A 14,887-nucleotide genomic window follows, 5' to 3' on the forward strand; every position below is an offset into this window, starting at 1 on the left:
GCTATTTGTAATTTTTTATGCTTAGCAATTACCTATTACAATCTTTTGTCCATTTGTTTTACCATTTGATTTTTCCATTCTGTAAAATCTCCTGCTAATATATGCTTTCTTGCTTCACGAACCAACCATAAATAAAACCCTAAATTATGAATAGAAGCAATTTGTTTTCCTAATAACTCTTTCGCAACAAATAAATGACGTAAATAAGCTTTTGAGTATAGTGTATCTACATAGGTAATTCCCATTTCATCAATTACAGAAAAATCATCTTCCCATTTTTTGTTTTTTATGTTTATTGTGCCGTGTGCTGTGAAAAGCATTCCGTTTCTAGCATTTCTAGTTGGCATTACACAGTCAAACATATCTATACCTAACGCAATATTTTCTAAAATATTTATAGGCGTTCCAACTCCCATTAAATAACGTGGTTTGTCTTCTGGTAAAATAGCAGTTACAACTTCTGTCATTTCATACATTTCTTCAGCAGGTTCTCCTACGGAAAGTCCACCAATTGCATTTCCTTCTGCTCCAACGGAAGCAATAAATTCAGCAGATTGTTTTCTTAAATCTTTATAAGTACTTCCTTGTACAATTGGGAAAAAAGTTTGACTATAATCGTATTTAAAAGGTGTTTTATCTAAGTGTGTAATACAACGTTTTAACCACCTATGTGTCATATGCATAGAACGTTTTGCATAATTATAATCGCAAGGGTACGGTGTACATTCGTCAAAGGCCATTATAATATCTGCACCAATACTACGTTGAATTTCCATTACATTTTCAGGTGTAAAGGTATGGTATGAACCGTCTATATGACTTTTAAATTTTACGCCTTCTTCTTTAATTTTTCGTCTTGCAGATAACGAATATACTTGATATCCACCACTGTCAGTTAAAATATTACGATCCCAGTTCATAAATTTATGTAAACCTCCGGCTTGTTCTAAAATTTTTGTTTGCGGACGTAAATATAAATGGTAGGTATTTCCTAAAATTATATCAGGATTTATCTCGTTTTTTAATTCGGTTTGGTGCACACCTTTTACGGTTCCAACAGTACCAACAGGCATAAAAATTGGAGTTTCAATAGTACCGTGATCGGTTGTTACAATACCTGCTCTAGCTTTGCTTTGAGCATCTTTACTTTTTAGTTCAAATTGCATAGTCGGCAAATATAGTTATTAAGTTTAAATGTTTAAAGGTTGATAAGTTTAAAAGTTGAAAACGGGTTGAAATGTTAAAAGTAAAAAAGTTTAAAAAGTGGTAAACAGTTTAATTCTAAAATTATTTAACTGCTGCTACCAAAAGCTATTAAGCCCTTCAACTTTTAAAGTGTTCAACTAAAAATTACCTTCTTCTTTTACTTTTTGGTTTAAAACGGGTGTTGTTTTTAGGGGTAAATTTGTTTTTTTTTGAATTATAAATTTTCTTTTTTGAAGGTGTTTTTGAAGCTTCTTCTGTTTTAGAAGAGGTTGCAACCATTTTGTTAATTTGTTGCATTTCTTCATCAGTTAATTCGCGCCAATTTCCTTCAGCTAAATTGTCTAAACTAACATTCATAATTCTGGTACGCACTAATTTTGTCACTTCATAATTTAGATATTCGCACATGCGTCTAATTTGTCTGTTAAGACCTTGCGTTAAAATAATTTTGAAAGTGTTTTTAGAAATTTGTTCAACTAAACATTTTTTTGTAATTGTTCCTAAAATAGGAATTCCACTACCCATTTTTTGAATAAAATCTGATGTAATTGGCTGGTTTACGGAAACGATATATTCCTTTTGATGATTGTTTCCTGCTCTAAGAATTTTATTAACGATATCCCCATCATTTGTTAAAAAAATTAAGCCCTGAGAGGGTTTGTCTAAACGACCAATGGGAAAGAGCCTTTCTGAATGATTTATAGCTCGAACAATATTACATCGTTCTTTAGAATCGGTAGTACAAACAACACCAACTGGTTTGTTATAAGCAATATAAAGCGTTTTTGGTTTCGATTTTAAGAGTTGACCATTAATTTTAACAATATCTCCATCAAATACACGATTTCCTAATTGAGTTGGTTTTCCGTTTATGGTAACCTTTCCATCAATTATTAGTTTTTCAGCTTCTCTTCGGGAACAAATTCCGGTACTGCTAATGTATTTATTTAAATTTATTGAGTTTTGGTTTGCGTTTTCCATCGAACTAATTTTCAATGTGCGAAGTTACTAATTATCATTCTTTTTTACCTCCATAACCAACGAATAATCCTATTATCGATGCGAAGAATAATGCGAAAAAATAATTTTCGTTAAAAGCATACCAATAAACCAACGCTGCTATTTGACCAACTATTACGGAAATAAATAGTGAATAAAGAAAGGGATTTATTTCTTTTTGATCTTTTAAATTTATGTATTTCAATTAATATTTTGTTTTAACTAGTGGCCCTTATTCCTTTATCCGTTGCTTTCTTCCAATTATAAAATATAGAATTGCACCAATTAAGTTAAAAAATAATACTACTAATACCCAAACAATTTTATTATTATCTTCAAATTTATTTCTTAAAATATCTACTAAAGCAATAAGTGTTGGTATAATTCCAAGTAATAAAGAAATTAGTATAATTATTTGCCAAGGTCCTACCATTCCTAAATATAACATCTTTCTCAGTTTTTAAAAATTATTAATAAGTTTATGTAAAAAAGTTAAAGACTTATTTTAACAAAAATGATACAGTGTTAAAAATAGAATTTTTAATTGAATACAGCAAAGAAATTTGATGAAGATTTAAGTTCTTATGTAGTTATTAGTATTTGATTTTTATTACATAAAAGAAGAAGTATTTAATTAGTTGTTTTTATAAAACTGTAACTTGTTTTTTAGTGCATTAACTTCTTCTTTCAGCTTTAATTGTTGTTGCAATAGGTTAAAAACAACGTCAATTCCTTCAATATTTACATTTAATTCGTGATGAAGTCTAATCATTTTTTCAAGATCACTAATTTTATCTTGATGAATAAATTTATTGTTTTCAAAGGTTACTAATTTTATAAGTCCTATATTTTCAAGATCTTTTATAAATGAAATTTCAATTTTATAGTGAAAACAAATTGTTTCTATTAATATTAAATCTGGCTTATCCATTAGATCTTATTTTTTGTAATTCTTTAAACAGCTCTATTTCATTTTTACTTAATTTTGTTGGCATTTTAATAGTATAAGTAATAATTAAATCGCCAAAAACACCTTCTTTTTTATAAACAGGAAACCCTTTTCCTTTTAATTTTACTTTTGTTCCTTGAGTAGTTTCTGGAGCAATTTTTAGTTTTACTTTGCCTTTAAAAGTATCAACAGTAATTTCTCCACCTAAAAGGGCAGTATATAAATCTAAAGCTACCGAAGTATATAAGTTATTACCATCTCTTTTAAATTTGGTAGTGTTTTTTATATTAAATTTAATATATAAATCACCATTTGGACCTCCGTTTACCCCTTTGCCTCCTTTTCCTTTTATTTTAATAATTTGCCCATCTGCAATTCCTGCAGGGATTGTAAGTCTAATTTTAGTGCCATTAACGGTTAAAACTTGTTTATGAGACTGGTAGACATCTTTTAAATTTAGATGCAGCTCGGCATTAAAGTCTTGTCCTTTAAATTGTCTGCTACGTTGTTTAGAATAGGATCTTGAACCTCCAAACATAGATTCAAAAAAATCAGAAAAATCTTGTTCAGAATAGCTTCCTCCTGTAGCTGAATAACTTCGAGATCGTTGTTGAGATTGTTGTTGCTGTTTGGCTTTTTCAAAAGCATCACTATGTTTCCAATCTTTGCCGTATGTATCGTATTTCTTACGGTTTTCAGGGTTGCTTAATACTTCATTAGCTTCATTAATTTCTTTGAATTTTTTTTCAGCTTCTTTGTTATCAGGATTTAAGTCTGGATGGTATTTACGAGCTAATTTTCTATAAGCTTTTTTAATGTCTTTGTCGTTAGCAGTTTTATCAATTCCAAGTATTTTATAATAATCTACAAACTTCATGAACTGAATTTTTAGTGGTGTAATAAAATATATTTAGTTTTTTTCTAAACTATAAACCAAAACTAAATGAAATTAAAAAAAGAGGTGTTTTTAAATATTAACATAATCTCTCTCAATATCATTTTTAAAAACACCTCTAACCAAACTTTACTCTATTTATAGGAAAACTAATTAATCAATAATACCAAATGTAACTTTCGTATTTACTCGGTATTCTTTAATTTTATTATTGTTTACAGTAACCTGCATATCTACAATATAAACTGATTTAATATTTTTAACAGATTTAGCCGCTTCATCAATTACATTTTGAACGGCATCTTCAAAACTTACAGTCGAATTTCCTAATATTTCTATAACTTTTAATACAGACATTTTAATTTGTTTTAGATTAATAATACGTGAATTTAAAGTAAATAGATACACTAGAAAATGATATTCCTCAAACCAGTTATTGATAATAATCATTCCACAAATTACCTAGTAACTTTAACTTTAAGAGTCTAAAAATTTATATTATGAAAAAATTAGTAATCATTATTGTACTTATTGTTTTAACAGGTTGTTCATCTACACAATTTGTCGATAGCTGGAAAAACCCTGAAACTACTTCTTTTAATCCAAAAAAAGCTTTAGTTGTTGGTATTACCGATAATCTGACAGCTCGTAAAATTTTTGAAGAAGACTTTAAAGATGCTTTAATTTTAAGAAATATAAATGCAGTTGAAAGTACTACTGTTTTAAGTGAAGGTTTTACAAGTTCAAAAAAAAGTGAGGAAGAAATTAATGAGATGATTCAAAAAATATCTAATGATGGTTTTGATGCTGTTGTAATTACAGTTGTAAAAGGTGTTGAAAAACAAAAAAGTTATTATGAGAATTATCCAAGGGTAGGTTTTGGATGGTCAAGATTTGGAAGGTATTATTATTGGTATCAAGATATTTATTATACTCCAAGATACTACGAAACTTACAATGTTTATCACATAGAGACATCAATTTACAATCTAAATGGTGCTGAAAATAAGTCACTTATTTGGGTTGGATCATTTAAAGTTGTAGATCCTCAAACAATATCTGTTACTGTGAAAGATTATGTTGATAGAATTATTAACCAACTTGAAACCGAACAACTGATTAGAAAAAGGTAAGTTTTTTTTAAGGGATAGAGGGTGTTTTAATGTTGTTTTCTCTTTTTTTATTTTAAATTCTTCTCATTAAAACTAATTAAAGGTAATAAGGCTAAAGCTTCCATTTCTTTAACTAAATCGTTATGAAAAAATTTGTTAAAAAAAGTTTTAAAATTATTTCGTTCTAACATGCCAATCATATCAGCTCTAACTTCATTTAAGTATAATCTTAAAAAATGGATAATATCGTTAGAACTATAAATGTTAAAATCTATTTTAGTGTAGTTAACACGTTGCAATAACATTTCTTTAAACCATTCCATTTGAGTTGCACCATCTTTTTCACTTAGAGGTGAAATATGTATTACTTTAATTGTAGCATTAAAAACGGAAGCAATTTCAGAAAGTTTGGCAACAGCATAAATATCTTCTTGTTCAAAATCGGTAGCATACACAATGGTATTAAGTTGTTTAAGCGTATATTTTTCTGGAATTGCAAGAACTGGGCAAGGTGCGTTAGAAATAAGCTCACTTGTGGTATTACCCATAAAAAAACTCTTAATTTTACCTTTTCCTTTCATTCCTGTTAGTATCAATGAAGCTTTTAATTTTTTTGCTTTCGCATTAATTTCTTCAACTACCGAAACATTTTCAACAACTTCAATTTCTATATTTTTTGTGTCAGTCACATTTCCTAAATGTTCAATACAAAAGTTTTTTAATTTAAAAAGCTTTTCCTTTTGCAATTCTTTTTTTGGTAATAAATAGGGCTCATTAACTGTTGATCCTAACGTAGTATTATCATATACGTGTAGCACACATAGTTTAGAATTAATTTTAGAATTCAATGCATCAGCATACTTTAAAGCAGCTAGTGCATTTGTTGAATAATCTACTGCACATAATATTGTTTTCATAAAAACTTTATTTGATATATAAATTTAAAATACGACCTCTAAATATTAAATGATATCTCTCAACTTTTGAAGGTTTATTGATGATGTCAATCATTTTATTCAAATTTTTAGTTTGATAATTTTAATGGTACTAAAGCTATTATCATGAAAAATGATTTAAACGAATTAAGAAGTAGACCAAATGGCAATTATATTTTTGATTCCTCATGGCAAGATTTGCACATACTTACCAAACATTGGAAATCAGATTTATTATTTTACATAGATGATTTAAGGTTTCTAGATGATTTAATTGATAAATATATTATTTGGATTTCGAAAGAAGATGATCTAGAAAGTGTTCGTAACATTAGAAAAAGAATTGTAAAAACAACTAAAGAATGTGATCTTTTATTGCAAGGAATAAATAAACACTTAACACATATTGAAGGGTTAATGGAGGATCCTTTTAAATATGATTCTCATAATTTTAGAACAGAACATCAACAACTGGAAAATGACATAACAATATTTTTAAAAACCTTTAGAGCAAATAGAAAAGAGGTTTTTAAAGTTACTGAACATTTAATAGAAAGTGATGAACTAATAAGAATCTTAACGAAAGCTCACTAACTATTAAATAACGATGTTTTAGATTATTCTTAACAAGTATGGAAATGAAAAAGAAGGGATGGATTTTTTTCGGAATTTTAGTTATTGCTGTAATATTTTATGTTAAAATAAAGCCAGTAATAGCTTCAAAAAACCTTGAATTTACATACACAAGATTAGAGAGAGGAACTATTGAAGCTATTGTATCAAGTACTGGTACTTTAGAAGCTATTAATACTGTTGAGGTTGGAACACAAATATCTGGAACTATAAAAAAAATATATGTTGATTATAATGATAAAGTGCAGGCAGGGCAGTTGTTAGCAGAAATGGACTTGAAATTATTGAATACCAATTTAATAAGTGCGCAAGCAAATTTAGCTGTAAGTCAAACCCAGCTAGCTTATTCAAAAAAAGAATATGAACGAAATTTAGGATTGTTTAATAAAAATGTTATTTCAGAAAAAGATTTAGCCAATTCTAAGTTTATTTATGATCAGGCAATTGGGGCAAATAAAGCAGCAGAGGCAGCTGTTAAAAACATACAAGTAAGTATTGGTTATGCTAAAATAACTGCACCAATAAGTGGTACAATAACAGAACGAAGTGTGGAAGAGGGCCAAACAGTTGCAGCTTCTTTTGCAACTCCAAAAATGTTTATAATTGCTGAAGATTTGTCAAAAATGCAAATCCTAGCGGATGTAGATGAAAGTGATATTGGTTTTATTCGTGATAGTATGAAAGTTCATTTCACAGTTCAAACATACTCTGAGAAAGAATTTTACGGTATAGTTAGTCAAATACGGTTGCAACCAATTGAGATAAATAATGTAGTTAATTATCAGGTGGTAGTTGATGTTGATAACAAAGAAGGATTGTTACTCCCTGGGATGACGGCTAATTTGGAGTTTATTACCAAATCAGCAAAAAATGTGCTACTAATTAATAATTCAGCATTAAGGTTTAGACCTAATGAGGTAATTTTAAAAGAAATTAAATCAAAATTAGAAGAGAAATCAAAAAGTATACTTTCAGATTCATTGTATCAAAAGTTTAAAAATGCTATTAACAATGAAGAATCTTATACTCCAAATAATTTTAAAAAAGGATTACCATCCAATATTAATATTCTTTTTTATACTAATTCAGAAGGAAAACTAGATTTTAAATTTATAGAAATAGGAATAAAAACAGGCTTACAATCAGAATTAAAAAGATTTCTAGATAATGTGCCAATATCAGAAGAAATAAAGGTAATTAATGGTATTAAATCTAAAAAATAGAAAAATGCCACAAAAAAAAGTAATAGAAACCAAAAAAGTTTGTCGCGTTTTTAAAAATGGAAAAATAGAAGTGCACGCCATAACAGATGTAGATTTAATAATAGGTGAGGGCGAATTTGTTGCAATTATGGGAGCATCGGGATCGGGCAAATCAACATTTTTAAACATTCTAGGATGTTTAGATAAACCAACTTCTGGTGATTATTATTTGGATGGAGTACACGTTAATGAGCTAAATAAAAATCAGTTAGCAGATATAAGAAATCAAAAAATAGGATTTATTTTTCAAAGTTATAATTTATTGTCAAGAACAACTGCCATAGAAAATGTTGAATTGCCTTTGGTTTATAATAGAACAGGAAGATTTTCTAATTCTAAAGAACTGGCAAAAAAAGCATTGGAACAGGTTGGCTTGGGAGATAGATTAAATCATAAGACAAACCAACTTTCAGGAGGAGAGCAACAACGTGTAGCAATTGCACGCGCCTTAGTAAATGATCCAGCTCTAATTCTCTCTGATGAAGCTACTGGAAATTTAGACAGTAAAGCAAGTATTGATGTAGCCGATTTGTTTGTTGAATTAAATAATAAAGGAAAAACCATTGTAATGATTACTCATGAGCCTGAAATTGCTCAGTTTGCTAAACGGATGATTTATCTTAGAGATGGACGGATTTTAACTGATGAGATAATTAAAAATAGAAGCACTAAGGAAAGTGCATTAAAAGATTTGGAGTTAACGGCTTAACCTTTTAAAATGAAACAATTATTTAAAACATTTAAAGTAGCCTTTCAAGCGATTTTTAAAAATAAAACACGCAGTTTATTAACTATGCTTGGAATAATTATAGGTGTTGCCGCGGTTATTATGACAATTTCAGCTGGTGAAGGAGCAACCAAACAGGTACAGGATGAAATAGCTGGTTTGGGAACTAATTTATTAATGATTTATACCAAGCATGAACATAGGGCAGGAGCAAATGTTAGAATGGGAAGACCAATAAATAAAAAAGATTTTGAGATGTTACAAAAGAACTCAGTTTGGATTTCAAAACTATCTCCCTTAGTTGTATCAGTGGCTCAAGCTATTGGCCCAAAAGGGTATAAATCTGTTGCAATTTATGGTGTGTCCGATCAATATTTTGATATTTTAAGTAGAGATTTGTTAACTGGTGAATACTTTAAAGAAGAGGATGTGAAAAATGCCGGAAAAGTATGTGTAATAGGTAAAACTATTAAAGATGAATTGTTTTTAGATTTAGATCCAATTGGTAGGCAAATTAGACTAGATAAAATTCCATTTACAGTGGTTGGATTCTTAAAAGAGGAAGGAAAAGGAGCAATGGGACAAGATCAAGACGATATTATTTTAGCTCCTTATACAACAATTCAAAATCGATTGCACGGTCATAGAAGAGGTTATGATATTATAATGGCAAGTGCAATTAGTGAAGATCATATTGTTGACGCCAAAATTGAAGCTACAGAATTACTTAGAGAATCTCATCGGATTTTAGAAGGAGATGAAAATGATTTTGAAATTACTACTCAAATTGAATTGCAAGAAATTACTGGAAATATTACAGGTATTTTAACCATTCTTTTAGGTGCAATTGCAAGTATTTCGTTGTTGGTTGGAGGTATTGGAATTATGAATATAATGCTGGTATCCGTAACGGAACGAACACGTGAAATTGGAACACGTTTGGCAATTGGAGCTAGAGAAAGTGATATTTTAACTCAGTTTTTAATAGAAGCGGTTACATTGAGTTTGGCTGGAGGAACACTAGGCGTTTTACTTGGGGTTATTGGAAATCAGATAATTTATAAGGTTACAAATTTTTACATTCCAACAATGCTTTATTCAATATTAATTGGTTTTGGGTTTGCAGCTTTTGTTGGAATTGCTTTTGGGTATTTTCCAGCCAAAAAAGCAGCTAAATTAAATCCAATAGATGCATTAAGATATGAATAGAAAAAAATTAAATCTTATGAGAAATCTACAAAAAGTACTAAAAGAAATAACAGAATTAACTTTTGAAATTAAAAAAAACTATCCAGAATTGTATCAGTTTTTAGAGGAGAATCCACTTGCAATTCCTTCAGAAAACAACCTTGAAATCAATAAAAAAGTGATGCAAGATTATTTGGAAAGTTTAAAACTATTATTGGCACATCATAAAGAAACTCATAGTTTAAAATAAAATATCATGGGAGGAATAGCTACATCAGAACGACAAATAACCTTGTTTTACAACTCAGAATCTATAAGAGCAAAGCAAGCATTGGGATATGCAAAATCGGAAGGTTTACCCATTCAAGAAATTGATATTTTAAAAACGCCATTAACTGGAACCCAAATTGCAGAATTAGCAGATAGGTTAAAAATAGAAATTAAAGATTTGGTAAATCAAGAACATCCAACTTATGCTTCAAAATTTGAACATCATAATTTATCTTCAGAAGATTGGATAAAAATGATTAGGAACAACCCAGAAATTATGAAACAACCCATTGCTTTAAGAGGTGATAAAACAATTTTAGTTGAAATACCTACGGATATTATAAAAATTTAAAATTAGAAAAAATGATTAGGGATTACTGTAAATATTATAGCGATTTGAAACGCGGATTAGATGAATTAGAAGGGTCTATTCCAACAGCCGTTAGCAAGTTTCAAAACCTTAAACAAATAAGTTTAAAAGATGGTACATTAACTTTAAAAACAAAAGAACTTATTGCTTTAGGAATAGCTATTTCAATTGGAAGTACGAGTTGTATTGCACTTCATGTAAATGATGCACTTATTGCTGGGGTGAAAACTTCGGAAATTTTAGAAACCATTGAAGTAGCAATTTTTATGGGAGGTGAATCTTCATTATTATATGGCTGTGAAGCGTTAGAAGCATTAAACCAATTTATGGTTTTAGAACAATAATGAGTAGCAATTTTAAAAATAGTGAAAATAAAAATTTATCGGAAAATGAAAATCCGAAAAAATCTCTTATTGGTATTAAACCTTATTGGATTTATGTTTTTTTTCTGGTATCAATGGTTTTATTAATTTTAATAAGTCCATTAGTTAGAACAAATGAAATAAGTTGGTTAAAGTTTGAAAACACGATGTTAAGTCAGCATGATGTTGCTAAAATTGTGGTTGTGAATAAAGAAGTTGCCGAAATTTATATCAAACAAGAAAAATTACAAGACCCCAAGTACCAAGTATTAGCTAATGAGTTGTTTACCTCTAAAATAGGACCGCATTATACCATTACCATTGGATCGGTAGAAAGTTTTGAAACTAAATTAGAAAAGGCACAAGAGGGGTTTTCTTTAGAAGACAAAATTGATGTTTTTTATCAAAACAGAACAAATTTGATAGATACACTATTTTGGATTTTACCTTTTGCCATAATTATTATCTTTTGGTTATTTATTTTTCGAAGAATTGGGGGTGCTAGTGGTGCTGGTAGTTCGCTTTTTAATTTTAGTAAAACCAATGCTAGGATTCTTGAAACAGAAGGTAAAAGCGCTGTAACTTTTAAAGATGTAGCGGGTTTAAAAGAAGCTAAAGTTGAAGTTATGGAAGTGGTTGACTTTCTTAAAAACCCAGAAATCTATACCAAATTAGGAGCAAAAATACCTAAGGGTGTTATGCTTGTAGGGCCGCCAGGAACAGGAAAAACACTTATAGCTAAAGCTGTGGCGGGGGAAGCAAAAGTGCCTTTTTTCTCAATGTCGGGTTCTGAATTTGTTGAAATGTTTGTTGGTGTTGGAGCTTCTAGAGTGCGCGATTTATTTAAGCAAGCAAAAAGTAAAGCACCAAGTATAATTTTTATTGATGAAATTGATGCTGTTGGCAGATCTCGAGGGAAAGTGAATGCTTTTCAGGCAAATGATGAGCGTGAAAGTACTTTAAACCAGCTACTTACGGAGCTTGATGGATTTGGGCCAAATACTGGTGTAATCGTTATTGCTGCTACCAATAGACCAGATGTTTTAGATAAAGCACTTTTACGCCCAGGAAGATTTGATCGGCATATTTATTTAGAATTACCTAATAAAACAGAGCGTGAGGAAATTTTTAAAGTACATATTCGTCAGTTAAAACTTGCAAAAGATATTGATATAAATTCTTTAGCAGCATTAAGTCCAGGCTTTTCGGGAGCAGATATTGCCAATATTTGCAATGAGGCAGCACTCATTGCTGCGCGTCATAAAAAACAACTTATAAAACAGAGTGATTTTATGGAAGCCAGAGACCGTGTTATAGGAGGCTTAGAGCGTAAAAGTAAAATTATTTCCCCGAAAGAAAAGAAAATAATAGCATATCATGAAGCTGGTCATGCTTTGGCGAGTTGGTATTTGGAACATGTTGACTCTTTAGTAAAAGTATCTATTATACCAAGAGGAAAATCGCTAGGTGCTACTTGGTATTTGCCAGAAGAGCATCAAATTATAACAAAAGCTCAATTTTTAGATCAATTATGCGCATCGTTAGGAGGGAGAGCAGCAGAAGAAATAATTTTTAATGAAGTTTCATCTGGGGCTTTAGACGATTTAGAGAAAGTAACAAAACAAGCCTATAATATGGTTGCTTTTTATGGTTTGGACGATGAGATTGGTCCTATGAGTTTTTATGATTCAACCGGTGAAAATGAACGCTTTTTGGGAAAACCTTATAGTGAAAATATGGCAATGTTAATAGATAGAGAAGTAAAAGACTTGATAGGAACTGCTTACAATAAAACTAAAAATTTATTAGTAAAACATAAGCATGAATTGGAAACTTTAGCAAAATTATTATTGAAAAAGGAAGTGGTTTATTTGGAAGATCTTGAAACTATATTAGGAAAACGAACTAAAGGAATTCCAGCTAATTTAAAAGATTAATTTTAAAAGAATTCAAATCTTTTTTAAAACTGATACGCATCATTTTAATTGTTTTTATAAATAAAGAACTTTAACAATAATTAAACATAAAATGCAATAAAAGAATAACATTTTTTATAGCCTTAATACTTAGTTTAATTGTTAAATACTTTGTGAAATTTTGTATTTCATAAAGTTAAATTCTAAAATTTATAACTTAAAAGCCAGTATTATGAAAAACGAACTTATTTTTAATTCAGATTTACATTTTGAGCACAATCAATGGAGACGCGAACTTTTCTTTTGGGAAGATGAGTTAAAATCATTTCAAAATAGATTAGAAGAACTTGTTAAAAGATGGACAAAAAAAGAAATGCTTGTTCAATTGGAGCATTATCAAAATCAATTTATACTACAAGATGACGTTATAAATACACTTCAAGATGATATACATATTCATGAAATAAGTATAGCTGCGGCCAGTAAAAATGGAAAAGACTTGTTAGATACCACTCTGGTTAAAAAACACATTGAGTTTAGAAACAGAATGGAAGTACAACGTCATATTTATAGAGACTTAAAAAAGGAATTTTTTAAATTTTTAACCAAATATATGTAGGTTTTAAATATTCAGGCTACTACATTTTTTAACCAGTATTAATTACTAATTAAATTTAATGGAAGATAGTTTTTTAGTTCAATTACAGGATTTTCAATTAACACAACTAGAGTTTCTTATAAGAATTTTGGTTACAGTTGGAATTGGTTTTGTATTAGGTTTAGAGCGTGAATTTTCTCAATTCTCTGAAAAGGAAGAGGTTTTTGCAGGTGTACGTACTTTTACGTTAGTAGCGTTATTAGGTTTTTTAGCTGCCTTTTTAAGTCTTACATTTACGTACTGGTTTTTTATTGCTGGTTTTTTAAGTGTTGTTTGTATTGTAGCAATTTCTTTCTGGGTAAGCGCTCACCAAGGTAGCATTGGAGGAACTACCGAATTTGCAACAATTCTAACTTTTTTATTAGGTGCTTTAACATTAATAGGCGCTATAAATGCAAGTTTAGCACTTACTGTTGTAATTGTTGTTTTATTATCACTTAAAGTAAAATTAAGAACAATTATTGGACAAATAACGCAAAAGGAGTTATATGCTTTTGTGCGTTTTGTAATTATAGCTTTATTAATTTTACCGTTTTTACCTAACAACTATTTTGGTCCCTATAATGTAATTAACCCAAGAGAAGTAGGTTGGGTTATTGTTTTAACATCTGGTTTTGGTTTTATTGGTTATGTTTTAATGAAGTTTTTGGGAACTGATAAAGGAATATTATTAACCAGTATTTTAGGCGGCTTGGTGTCTAGTACTGTTGTAACCTTTACGTTTTCAAAAAAAAGTAGTGAAACCCCAACGCTTTCTCAAAATTACGCTGTTGGGATTTTTGCTGCAGCAACCATTATGGTTATTAGAATATTTTTATGGGTATATATATTTAATTATGAAATGTTAAACGGTCTTCTAATTCCTTTATCAATTGTTTTTTGTACAGCTTTAGGAGTTACTTTTTTTTTCTATAAAAAACAACCTACAAAACCTCATTTTAAAGAAAAAATGCAATTAGGAGATCCTTTAAATATTAAAAATGCTGCTTTTTTTGGAATTTTTTACATTGGAATATTACTATTAGTAAGTTATGCAAGTACTGCTTATGGAGCAAAAGGGATTTATATTTCAAGTGCCATAAGTGCCCTATCAGATATTGATGCCATTGCAATTTCTGTATCAAAATTAGGTGGTTCAACAATTAATTTTTTAACTGCTCAAAATGCTATTTTATTGGCAACACTTGCAAATACTTTAGTTAAAATTGGAATTGCCATTTGGACTGGTAGTAAAGCCTTAAAAAAATACGTACTAATAGGTTATAGCTTTATTTTTATTGCAGGAATTATGGGTTTCATTATTTTGAATTAGGATAGCTAAGAGTCTTATATATTTTAAAGTAATATAAATCAGTTTACTAAATGATTACAATCATTTTTTTACACTAATAAAAGTGTTCACTTT

19 protein-coding genes are annotated in these 14,887 nt (G+C 29.4%); 11 read left to right on the forward strand and 8 right to left on the reverse strand.

Annotation, left to right across the window (positions count from 1 at the left end):
- Positions 1-35: 35 nt before the first annotated feature.
- The 7 genes from tgt to IEW75_RS05480 all read right to left on the reverse strand — a co-directional run bounded on the left by tgt (position 36) and on the right by IEW75_RS05480 (position 4,406).
- Entirely contained in the window at positions 36-1,166 is a 1,131-nt protein-coding gene (gene tgt, locus IEW75_RS05450; RefSeq protein ID WP_134247719.1) for a tRNA guanosine(34) transglycosylase Tgt, read from the reverse strand.
- A gap of 184 nt (positions 1,167-1,350) precedes the next feature.
- A complete protein-coding gene (gene rluF, locus IEW75_RS05455; protein ID WP_134247720.1) occupies positions 1,351-2,187 on the reverse strand; it encodes a 23S rRNA pseudouridine(2604) synthase RluF in 837 nt (278 codons plus the stop codon).
- Positions 2,188-2,221: 34 nt separating this feature from the next.
- Positions 2,222-2,410, reverse strand: a complete 189-nt coding sequence (locus IEW75_RS05460) for a hypothetical protein (RefSeq protein WP_134247721.1) — start codon at positions 2,408-2,410, stop codon at positions 2,222-2,224.
- 27 nt (positions 2,411-2,437) lie between these two features.
- Positions 2,438-2,653, reverse strand: coding sequence for a PLD nuclease N-terminal domain-containing protein (locus IEW75_RS05465; protein ID WP_134247722.1), 216 nt, complete (start codon positions 2,651-2,653; stop codon positions 2,438-2,440).
- A gap of 186 nt (positions 2,654-2,839) precedes the next feature.
- Positions 2,840-3,136, reverse strand: a complete 297-nt coding sequence (locus IEW75_RS05470; RefSeq protein ID WP_134247723.1) for a chaperone modulator CbpM — start codon at positions 3,134-3,136, stop codon at positions 2,840-2,842.
- Positions 3,129-4,031: a DnaJ C-terminal domain-containing protein gene (locus IEW75_RS05475; protein ID WP_134247724.1), complete on the reverse strand. Its 903-nt coding sequence runs from the start codon at positions 4,029-4,031 to the stop codon at positions 3,129-3,131. Before IEW75_RS05475 ends, IEW75_RS05470 begins: the two co-directional genes overlap by 8 nt.
- 171 nt (positions 4,032-4,202) lie before the next feature.
- Positions 4,203-4,406: a dodecin family protein gene (locus IEW75_RS05480; protein ID WP_134247725.1), complete on the reverse strand. Its 204-nt coding sequence runs from the start codon at positions 4,404-4,406 to the stop codon at positions 4,203-4,205.
- Positions 4,407-4,549: 143 nt separating this feature from the next.
- On the opposite strand from IEW75_RS05480, the gene IEW75_RS05485 reads away from it, so the two are divergent.
- Positions 4,550-5,182 (forward strand): hypothetical protein, encoded by a 633-nt coding sequence (locus IEW75_RS05485; RefSeq protein WP_134247726.1) that lies wholly within the window; start codon positions 4,550-4,552, stop codon positions 5,180-5,182.
- A gap of 47 nt (positions 5,183-5,229) precedes the next feature.
- Here IEW75_RS05485 and IEW75_RS05490 read toward each other — a convergent pair whose 3' ends face one another.
- Positions 5,230-6,078 carry a universal stress protein gene (locus IEW75_RS05490; protein ID WP_134247727.1) on the reverse strand — a complete coding sequence of 283 codons (849 nt, stop codon included), beginning with the start codon at positions 6,076-6,078 and terminating at the stop codon, positions 5,230-5,232.
- A gap of 144 nt (positions 6,079-6,222) precedes the next feature.
- Here IEW75_RS05490 and IEW75_RS05495 point away from each other — a divergent pair, with 144 nt between their 5' ends.
- The 10 genes from IEW75_RS05495 to IEW75_RS05540 all read left to right on the forward strand — a co-directional run bounded on the left by IEW75_RS05495 (position 6,223) and on the right by IEW75_RS05540 (position 14,794).
- Positions 6,223-6,690, forward strand: a complete 468-nt coding sequence (locus IEW75_RS05495) for a hypothetical protein (RefSeq protein ID WP_134247728.1) — start codon at positions 6,223-6,225, stop codon at positions 6,688-6,690.
- A 44-nt stretch (positions 6,691-6,734) separates the two neighbouring features.
- Positions 6,735-7,952 carry an efflux RND transporter periplasmic adaptor subunit gene (locus tag IEW75_RS05500; RefSeq protein WP_158283779.1) on the forward strand — a complete coding sequence of 406 codons (1,218 nt, stop codon included), beginning with the start codon at positions 6,735-6,737 and terminating at the stop codon, positions 7,950-7,952.
- A gap of 4 nt (positions 7,953-7,956) precedes the next feature.
- Positions 7,957-8,700 carry an ABC transporter ATP-binding protein gene (locus IEW75_RS05505; RefSeq protein ID WP_134247730.1) on the forward strand — a complete coding sequence of 248 codons (744 nt, stop codon included), beginning with the start codon at positions 7,957-7,959 and terminating at the stop codon, positions 8,698-8,700.
- A gap of 9 nt (positions 8,701-8,709) precedes the next feature.
- A complete protein-coding gene (locus IEW75_RS05510) occupies positions 8,710-9,927 on the forward strand; it encodes an ABC transporter permease (protein ID WP_134247731.1) in 1,218 nt (405 codons plus the stop codon).
- Positions 9,928-9,943: 16 nt separating this feature from the next.
- Positions 9,944-10,156, forward strand: a complete 213-nt coding sequence (locus IEW75_RS05515) for a hypothetical protein (RefSeq protein WP_134247732.1) — start codon at positions 9,944-9,946, stop codon at positions 10,154-10,156.
- A 6-nt stretch (positions 10,157-10,162) separates the two neighbouring features.
- A complete protein-coding gene (locus tag IEW75_RS05520; RefSeq protein ID WP_134247733.1) occupies positions 10,163-10,528 on the forward strand; it encodes an arsenate reductase family protein in 366 nt (121 codons plus the stop codon).
- Positions 10,529-10,539: 11 nt separating this feature from the next.
- Positions 10,540-10,890 (forward strand): carboxymuconolactone decarboxylase family protein, encoded by a 351-nt coding sequence (locus IEW75_RS05525; RefSeq protein ID WP_134247734.1) that lies wholly within the window; start codon positions 10,540-10,542, stop codon positions 10,888-10,890.
- On the forward strand, positions 10,890-12,845 hold the full coding sequence (gene ftsH / locus IEW75_RS05530) for an ATP-dependent zinc metalloprotease FtsH (protein ID WP_134247735.1): 1,956 nt from the start codon (positions 10,890-10,892) through the stop codon (positions 12,843-12,845). The genes IEW75_RS05525 and ftsH overlap by 1 nt, the downstream gene beginning before the upstream one ends.
- Positions 12,846-13,056: 211 nt before the next feature.
- On the forward strand, positions 13,057-13,443 hold the full coding sequence (locus IEW75_RS05535; protein ID WP_134247736.1) for a hypothetical protein: 387 nt from the start codon (positions 13,057-13,059) through the stop codon (positions 13,441-13,443).
- A gap of 58 nt (positions 13,444-13,501) precedes the next feature.
- Positions 13,502-14,794, forward strand: a complete 1,293-nt coding sequence (locus IEW75_RS05540; protein ID WP_134247737.1) for an MgtC/SapB family protein — start codon at positions 13,502-13,504, stop codon at positions 14,792-14,794.
- Positions 14,795-14,887 lie beyond the last annotated feature (93 nt).

Origin of the sequence: Lutibacter litoralis, from assembly GCF_014646675.1 — a bacterium.
Classification (GTDB): domain Bacteria; phylum Bacteroidota; class Bacteroidia; order Flavobacteriales; family Flavobacteriaceae; genus Lutibacter; species Lutibacter litoralis.

What these genes read in the sequence shown, in the direction of transcription:
- IEW75_RS05495 (WP_134247728.1), top strand. Translation starts at nt 6,223, where the DNA reads ATGAAAAATGATTTAAACGAATTAAGAAGTAGACCAAATGGCAATTAT.
- IEW75_RS05525 (WP_134247734.1), top strand. Translation starts at nt 10,540, where the DNA reads ATGATTAGGGATTACTGTAAATATTATAGCGATTTGAAACGCGGATTA.
- IEW75_RS05510 (WP_134247731.1), top strand. Translation starts at nt 8,710, where the DNA reads ATGAAACAATTATTTAAAACATTTAAAGTAGCCTTTCAAGCGATTTTT.
- IEW75_RS05540 (WP_134247737.1), top strand. Translation starts at nt 13,502, where the DNA reads ATGGAAGATAGTTTTTTAGTTCAATTACAGGATTTTCAATTAACACAA.
- rluF (WP_134247720.1), bottom strand. Translation starts at nt 2,187, where the DNA reads ATGGAAAACGCAAACCAAAACTCAATAAATTTAAATAAATACATTAGC.
- IEW75_RS05535 (WP_134247736.1), top strand. Translation starts at nt 13,057, where the DNA reads ATGAAAAACGAACTTATTTTTAATTCAGATTTACATTTTGAGCACAAT.
- IEW75_RS05480 (WP_134247725.1), bottom strand. Translation starts at nt 4,406, where the DNA reads ATGTCTGTATTAAAAGTTATAGAAATATTAGGAAATTCGACTGTAAGT.
- IEW75_RS05465 (WP_134247722.1), bottom strand. Translation starts at nt 2,653, where the DNA reads ATGTTATATTTAGGAATGGTAGGACCTTGGCAAATAATTATACTAATT.
- IEW75_RS05485 (WP_134247726.1), top strand. Translation starts at nt 4,550, where the DNA reads ATGAAAAAATTAGTAATCATTATTGTACTTATTGTTTTAACAGGTTGT.
- IEW75_RS05470 (WP_134247723.1), bottom strand. Translation starts at nt 3,136, where the DNA reads ATGGATAAGCCAGATTTAATATTAATAGAAACAATTTGTTTTCACTAT.
- IEW75_RS05475 (WP_134247724.1), bottom strand. Translation starts at nt 4,031, where the DNA reads ATGAAGTTTGTAGATTATTATAAAATACTTGGAATTGATAAAACTGCT.
- IEW75_RS05500 (WP_158283779.1), top strand. Translation starts at nt 6,735, where the DNA reads ATGAAAAAGAAGGGATGGATTTTTTTCGGAATTTTAGTTATTGCTGTA.
- IEW75_RS05490 (WP_134247727.1), bottom strand. Translation starts at nt 6,078, where the DNA reads ATGAAAACAATATTATGTGCAGTAGATTATTCAACAAATGCACTAGCT.
- IEW75_RS05515 (WP_134247732.1), top strand. Translation starts at nt 9,944, where the DNA reads ATGAGAAATCTACAAAAAGTACTAAAAGAAATAACAGAATTAACTTTT.
- ftsH (WP_134247735.1), top strand. Translation starts at nt 10,890, where the DNA reads ATGAGTAGCAATTTTAAAAATAGTGAAAATAAAAATTTATCGGAAAAT.
- IEW75_RS05505 (WP_134247730.1), top strand. Translation starts at nt 7,957, where the DNA reads ATGCCACAAAAAAAAGTAATAGAAACCAAAAAAGTTTGTCGCGTTTTT.
- IEW75_RS05520 (WP_134247733.1), top strand. Translation starts at nt 10,163, where the DNA reads ATGGGAGGAATAGCTACATCAGAACGACAAATAACCTTGTTTTACAAC.
- tgt (WP_134247719.1), bottom strand. Translation starts at nt 1,166, where the DNA reads ATGCAATTTGAACTAAAAAGTAAAGATGCTCAAAGCAAAGCTAGAGCA.